At 61.4% G+C, this 5,748-nt stretch carries 5 protein-coding genes and 1 pseudogene; all 6 read right to left on the bottom strand.

Annotation, left to right across the window (positions count from 1 at the left end; translation table 11 throughout):
* Positions 1-182: 182 nt before the first annotated feature.
* Positions 183-446: a hypothetical protein gene (locus tag ACJH6J_RS29850; RefSeq protein ID WP_406776238.1), complete on the bottom strand. Its 264-nt coding sequence runs from the start codon at positions 444-446 to the stop codon at positions 183-185.
* Positions 447-484: 38 nt separating this feature from the next.
* Complete coding sequence (locus tag ACJH6J_RS29855) at positions 485-997, bottom strand: flavin reductase family protein (protein WP_406776239.1); 513 nt, start codon at positions 995-997, stop codon at positions 485-487.
* A gap of 1,076 nt (positions 998-2,073) precedes the next feature.
* Positions 2,074-3,144 carry an LLM class flavin-dependent oxidoreductase gene (locus ACJH6J_RS29860; protein ID WP_406776240.1) on the bottom strand — a complete coding sequence of 357 codons (1,071 nt, stop codon included), beginning with the start codon at positions 3,142-3,144 and terminating at the stop codon, positions 2,074-2,076.
* Positions 3,141-4,151, bottom strand: a complete 1,011-nt coding sequence (locus ACJH6J_RS29865; protein WP_406776241.1) for an alpha/beta hydrolase — start codon at positions 4,149-4,151, stop codon at positions 3,141-3,143. Before ACJH6J_RS29865 ends, ACJH6J_RS29860 begins: the two co-directional genes overlap by 4 nt.
* Positions 4,148-5,431, bottom strand: coding sequence for a DUF1116 domain-containing protein (locus ACJH6J_RS29870; protein WP_406776242.1), 1,284 nt, complete (start codon positions 5,429-5,431; stop codon positions 4,148-4,150). Before ACJH6J_RS29870 ends, ACJH6J_RS29865 begins: the two co-directional genes overlap by 4 nt.
* A 13-nt stretch (positions 5,432-5,444) precedes the next feature.
* A pseudogene (locus ACJH6J_RS29875) lies at positions 5,445-5,660 on the bottom strand (hypothetical protein); the annotation flags it as partial.
* Positions 5,661-5,748 lie beyond the last annotated feature (88 nt).

The following is a 5,748-nucleotide window of genomic DNA, read 5'->3' on the forward strand; positions in this document are numbered from 1 at the left end:
TCATTTTCGAGAGACCTCGACCTCTATCCCGGCAACGACGCGCCAACCACCTCTACACCCTCATCTGTGAAGAGCCGTGAATCCGTCAGAACCACTGTCGTTTGTCCAGTTTCCGACCGCCATGAGGTCGCCACTATGGTGTGGGCAAGACATGCGCGTTGGGACGGAAATCATTGCCTTATCTAATGATTCGACACAATGTCGATGTGCGCACGAACCCGACCTGTGTCGTCTATCCAGCCCCGGCTACTGGCGAAGTCCACCATTGCGGCGAGCTGATGCTTCCACTCATCGTCCTGCTCGCGCCCTGCTAGTGCGGCCAGTGTGCCAGGTGCTACCCACGCATGTTCGGGAACGTCGACCGTGACCTTGAATCCACTGAAATCATCCGGCTCAAGTAACTGAACTGCCGGCGGTACCTGTGCCAGGTCGATACGTAAGTACATAGCGCGCTCCTCAGCTGAAGGTGGTAGTCGAATAGTTGTCACGCATCACGCAGACCCGCGAACTTACTGCGGAAGAACAACAACGGCGGGCGGGCGGTGTCGACCGAGATACTCTGCAGGGTCAGCAAAATCAGCTGGTGATCGCCTGCGCTGATCGGCTCGCCCGCTGTGGAGTGAAACCATCCGGCGGCGTTGTCGATGACGATCGCGCCGGAATCGGTAACCGTGTAGTCGACGGTCGCGAACCGACTGCTGGCGTCATCCGCGGCCAACCGCCTGCCGCAGTCGCCCTGATGTTCGGCGAGGATGCTGGCACCGATCACGGCGGCCCTGCTCAGTACAGGCCAGGTGACGGATTCGTTTCGAATGGACACGACAACCAGCGGCGGGTCCAACGAAACATTCGTGAATGAGCTGACTGCCATGCCCACAGGTGCTCCATCCACCATCGCTGCGAGGGCGAGCACGCCGCTGGGCATCCCGCCATAGAACGCCCGTAGCGCTCGGGCGTCTGGAGTCGCCGTGCTGATGAGGTCGGCATTGTTGGTCATCAATCCGTGCTTTCATCGGTCCGCGTGGCACTTTGCCAGACTCCGATTCTGCGACCAGCCGATGCGGATGTAATCAGTAGAAGTACGGACCGGTCTACGGATTGTCACTCGATTGGCAGGAGCTGGATATCTCAAATACGGATGCAATCCGCAATTGGTCGGATTCGCCCCGACCTCGTTCGTGACTTCTCCGCGAGAAAGTCGCGCACACGCCGACAGCTGGGGATGCCACCACCCTCTGGGTCGACCGCGCGACCCTCACACCGCTGGGCGTCCCGGCCCACTGCTCTGTTCGGCACCGCATGGGCAGCGTGTCGGGGCACAAACCTGACCCAAGATCTGGCGATCTCTGAAACGCTGGACCGTTCCGGGGACTTTACCGTGTGGGCGTCACATCGCATGGCGGAAACGTCGTCCACTATGTTTGGCACCGAGGAATGGAACTGAGTGCGGCTTGCCCGGTGTGGCCCACCAGTGAATTTCGAGCGGCATCGGTGACCGAGCTGGGAGTTGGGCTCAGATCTCAAGACAGTCGCGACCAGCGCACTGCGAGACTGCGATCTCTAGTCCTGGCTGCCCCGGATTCGCGGCCGGCGCCGTCTAGGCCGGCCTCACACAGTCAAGATGCCGGCAGCGCTGGCCACCGCGCAGATGAGCTCGACTCCGAAGCGATCGCTATGGGGAATAGTGTTCGCGATCATTACGTCGCGAGGCAGTCGAGCTCATCTGCGAAAATGCGTAGTCGGACGTGAAAATCTCACCGGCCCTAAGCAATTCGACATTCTAACGCTTGCGCTGCCGGATTTCGACATACGCAGAGGAAGTCGTTCCGGCATGATCGCCCATGTCAACCTAGGCGTTGCAACGCCAATATTCCCGGGCCACAGGCTTGTTCGTCTCAAACTCTGATGCGGGCAGCGCCATCATAGATGTCTGACAACGGCACAGCACGCTGGGGAGTAGCCGACGAATACCCACGGGGTATGCCTCTGATGCGCCCATCGCGAGAAACACCCAACGTAGTTCACTAAACACAATAGCGGATGACAGCATATGCCATTGTGTGCCAACGCAATTCAGTTAGTGACGCTGAGTTCCGGGATTACCTCGGTCGCGAACCGCCGAAGCCATCGCCGGCGGTCGGCGACCGGTACGCCCGGGGTTGCGGTGTGCAACAGAAAGTGGTTGAAACCCGCATCGATGAATTTCTGCGCCTTCTGCCGCACGGTCTCTGGGCTGCCGATTAGCTGCCACTCTGTCCACGCCGGGATATTGGCCGGGTCCGTCATCCGTTTCATGCCTGCGAACATCCCGCGCCATCCCGCGTAACTAGGAATGTCTTCCCAGTTGGTCTCGTGCGGCGTGTAGTGGTCGATCTGGGCCCGCATGAACGCCGGGATCTGCTGCTGTGCCTCAGCGATCGCCTGCTCGTCGGTGTCGGCGATGATGCAGTTGATCATGATCGGGAAGGCGTTGTCAGGATCCACACCTCGGGTGGAAGCGACTTCTTTCCACGACCGCAGAGTGGCGACCTGCGCATCGAGGTTCCCCACCGACGTACAGATCGGTGGTAGGCCAAGATTTGCCATCATTCCCGCGCTCTCAGGGCTTCCGATGGCCCCGTAGAACTGGACGTTCTCGGCCCTGGCCTCTGGCCGCAGCCGTACGCGCTTGGGCATCGTGACATGGTTGCCCTGGTACTGGAACGGCTGGCCTCGAAGCGCGCTGTCGATCACCTCGTAGTGTTCCCGGAACAGACTGCGGCTGGCATCCATGTCCAAGCCGAACGCGTCGTATTCGTACTTTGCGGTGCCGCGGCCGATCCCCAGATGCAGTTTTTGCTTGGTAAGCAGACTCAGCATCGCCACCTCCTCCGCTGTCCGCAGCGGGTCCTGCCAAGGCAGCACGAGAACGCAGGTGCCTAGCTCGGCCAACGGGAATCTCGCCGCGAGGTGGCTCAACATGAGCAACGGGCTCGGAGTGGGAAAGTAGTCGCTGAAGTGATGCTCGATCAGCCAGACCGATTCGTAGCCCAGCCCGAGGTTGTGTTCGCAATCGTCAACCAGATCGCGGTACAGCCGCGCATCGGTGGTCCCGGGCACGCCGGCGGCGCAGGCTACGAATCCGAATTTCAGGTCGTTTTTCATTGCAAGTTGTCCAATTCTGAGATGCGGGCCTGCTCCCAGGCCGCAGCAATCTGCATGTCGTCGGCGAGGAGGGCACGCAGCGTGCTTCCGATTCGATCTATGGCATTCCGGCCGGCGCTAAGCCGACCGGCCAGGACGGGGAACGCGTGCATCATCGCGGGTTCGCGATGCAGCAGGACCTGGGTTCCGGCCGCGCTTGCCTGATCGGCGAACGTCTCGGCCTCGTCCCTGAGAATATCGAGTTCTGCGGTAATGACTAAGGTGTCGGGTAGTCCGCCGAGGTTATCCGCGATACCGGGGGCCGCGTACGCCAACCGTCTGTCCGCCGGCTCCTGAACGTAATGCTCCCAGTACCAACGCATTTCCGCTGCGGAAAGGAATGGGTCGGCTGCGAACTCGGCTGCACTGGCCGATGCCAAGTCCGGATCCAGGACCGGGCAGATCAGCACCTGTGCCCGGATCACGGGTCCGCCTTCGTCCCGCGCCTGAAGGGCCGCCGACGCAGCCAAGTTGCCGCCGGCGCTGTCCCCGGCAACGACTAATCGACTGGGGTCGAGCCCGAGCCCGGCACCGTGCTCATGAATCCATCGCACGCTGGCAAACGCGTCATCAGCCGCAGCCGGAAAAGGATGCTCCGGTGGTTGCCGGTAGCCCACACTGAACACCGCCGCTCCCGACGCATCGGCCAGCGCCCGGCACAACCCATCGTGGCTTTCGATATCACCGAAAACCCAACCGCCACCATGGAAGTAGAGAATCACCGGCAGCATCGGAGCCGAGGTTGACCGATATAGCCGGCCAGGCAGAGAGCCGGAAGTGGTTGCCATCTCCACGTCACAAGACTCAACTCCTGTCGCTGTCGCCGACAAAGGACCAAAGAGCGTCCGGAAGTTGCGCCGGCCTTCGTCCAGCGGCAGATCGCGACTCGACGGAAGCGGATTCTCAGCCAGCTCGGACAGCAACGCCATGGCCTCGGGATGCAGCCGTTGCAGGTGAGGCACGGTCATGCCGTCACCGGCCGATCGAGGTCCGCATATCGGGCTGTAAACGCCTCGGCTGCCGCCGCGAAGCACTCCACCGGAGCGACCAGAAGCCCGGCGCCGATCTGACCACCATCCCGGCCCGCCAGCCCGCCATCGATGATGGGTAGTACACCTGTGTCGAGCACGGAGAACAGATCGATACCGGTCGGCGTGCCACGGTATCCGAGGTACGGGATCCGGTAGTCGGGACTCTCCGCAGCCGTAATGCGGTACATCGCAAGGTTTTCTCTGACCATCGCGTCAGCCGATCCACCCTGGTAATCCTGCAGCGCGAACGCAGCCGCCTGCGCGAAACCACCCAGTCCGACGGTCTCGGTGATCATGCTCTCGCCGCCGATCCACTCGATGTCGTCTTCGGTGTAGCCGTCGAAGAGTTGTGCCTTCACCGTCGGCATCGGACCTGTAAACCACTGTTCACCAAGGCCGCTCACTCTAATGGCGAAATTGCGGGAACCGAGCGTCATCGCGGTGATGATGCTGGAGCCCTCGATCCCCGCAGCGGCATCGGCGGTAGCCTTCGCCGCCGCCATGGACAAGCGCAAGAAAAAATAGTCGTTTTCCGACAAGAACTCCCATGCCTTGATGATCTGTTCACGACTGACATCGGCGTCCGCGCCGAGGTCGAACAGCCGTGCAACCAACTCTCGGGAGAACAACAGCGACGCCGCGGTGTTTCGACTGTGCAGCTCGTCGCCCATGTTTAAGGCGCGACGGATGATCGGCTTGAGGGCGATACCGTCTGAGGCCCGCACGGCTGCTCCGATAACCGGCCCCACGACATCCTGGAGAAACCGTAGACCGTCGCGCACCCCCTCGTCGTACGAGCCGTAATTCAAGCGGAATCGTGACTTTCCTTCGTATAGATTGCAGTATGCGGTGTTGCTCCCGGCCGCGTTGCGCACAACGAACACCGGCATCGACGCCGTATAGATGCCTGCCACCGAGCCGACACAGTCGTGGTCGTGACAAGCACCAACGGTGATGTCGCCCCGGTCAAGCAGCTGTGCCGCCCGCTCTGGGTCTGCCGCCAAGCCTTCGTAGACGGCACCATAAAGGATCGCTCGCCGCTGGCCGGGACCGTATTCTCGCCAAGGCAGCGGCGGCCCCGAGGTCAGGATAGTTTGCGAGTCCATGCCGGGCACTACGTCCCCGGCCGGACGTACGCCCACCAGAACCGGGTCAGCTGCGAACATCGCCTGAACCGCAAGCGAATTCGCATTCTGCCTGCTGCTGTTCATCATCATTCGTCGATCACCCTCAGCACCAGTTGAAGTACTGCTGGAATTCCCAGGCGGTGATCTCAGAACCAGCGGGATCGGTTCCGGATTCCTTGCACCAGTCGACATACGCGTTCCATTCGTCGTTCTTCAGCTGTGCGTACAGCTCGACAAACTGATCGCCGAAACATTCGCGGGCCAACGGTGATTCCGTAAAGGCTGCGATGCTGGCCGGCAGGGTAGATGGCAGCGCCGCGTACCCGCCCTGGCTAAGTCCCCTGGGGTGGTGGGAATTCGGGGACGGGGCTGAGGTGGGCGGAGATGTTCAGGCCGTGTCGGTGCCG

Origin of the sequence: Mycobacterium sp. SMC-18, from assembly GCF_045310895.1 — a bacterium.
Classification (GTDB): domain Bacteria; phylum Actinomycetota; class Actinomycetes; order Mycobacteriales; family Mycobacteriaceae; genus Mycobacterium.

Coding starts and splice junctions, on each gene's coding strand:
- ACJH6J_RS29870 (WP_406776242.1), bottom strand. CDS start 5,431: ATGATGATGAACAGCAGCAGGCAGAATGCGAATTCGCTTGCGGTTCAG.
- ACJH6J_RS29865 (WP_406776241.1), bottom strand. CDS start 4,151: ATGACCGTGCCTCACCTGCAACGGCTGCATCCCGAGGCCATGGCGTTG.
- ACJH6J_RS29850 (WP_406776238.1), bottom strand. CDS start 446: ATGTACTTACGTATCGACCTGGCACAGGTACCGCCGGCAGTTCAGTTA.
- ACJH6J_RS29860 (WP_406776240.1), bottom strand. CDS start 3,144: ATGAAAAACGACCTGAAATTCGGATTCGTAGCCTGCGCCGCCGGCGTG.
- ACJH6J_RS29855 (WP_406776239.1), bottom strand. CDS start 997: ATGACCAACAATGCCGACCTCATCAGCACGGCGACTCCAGACGCCCGA.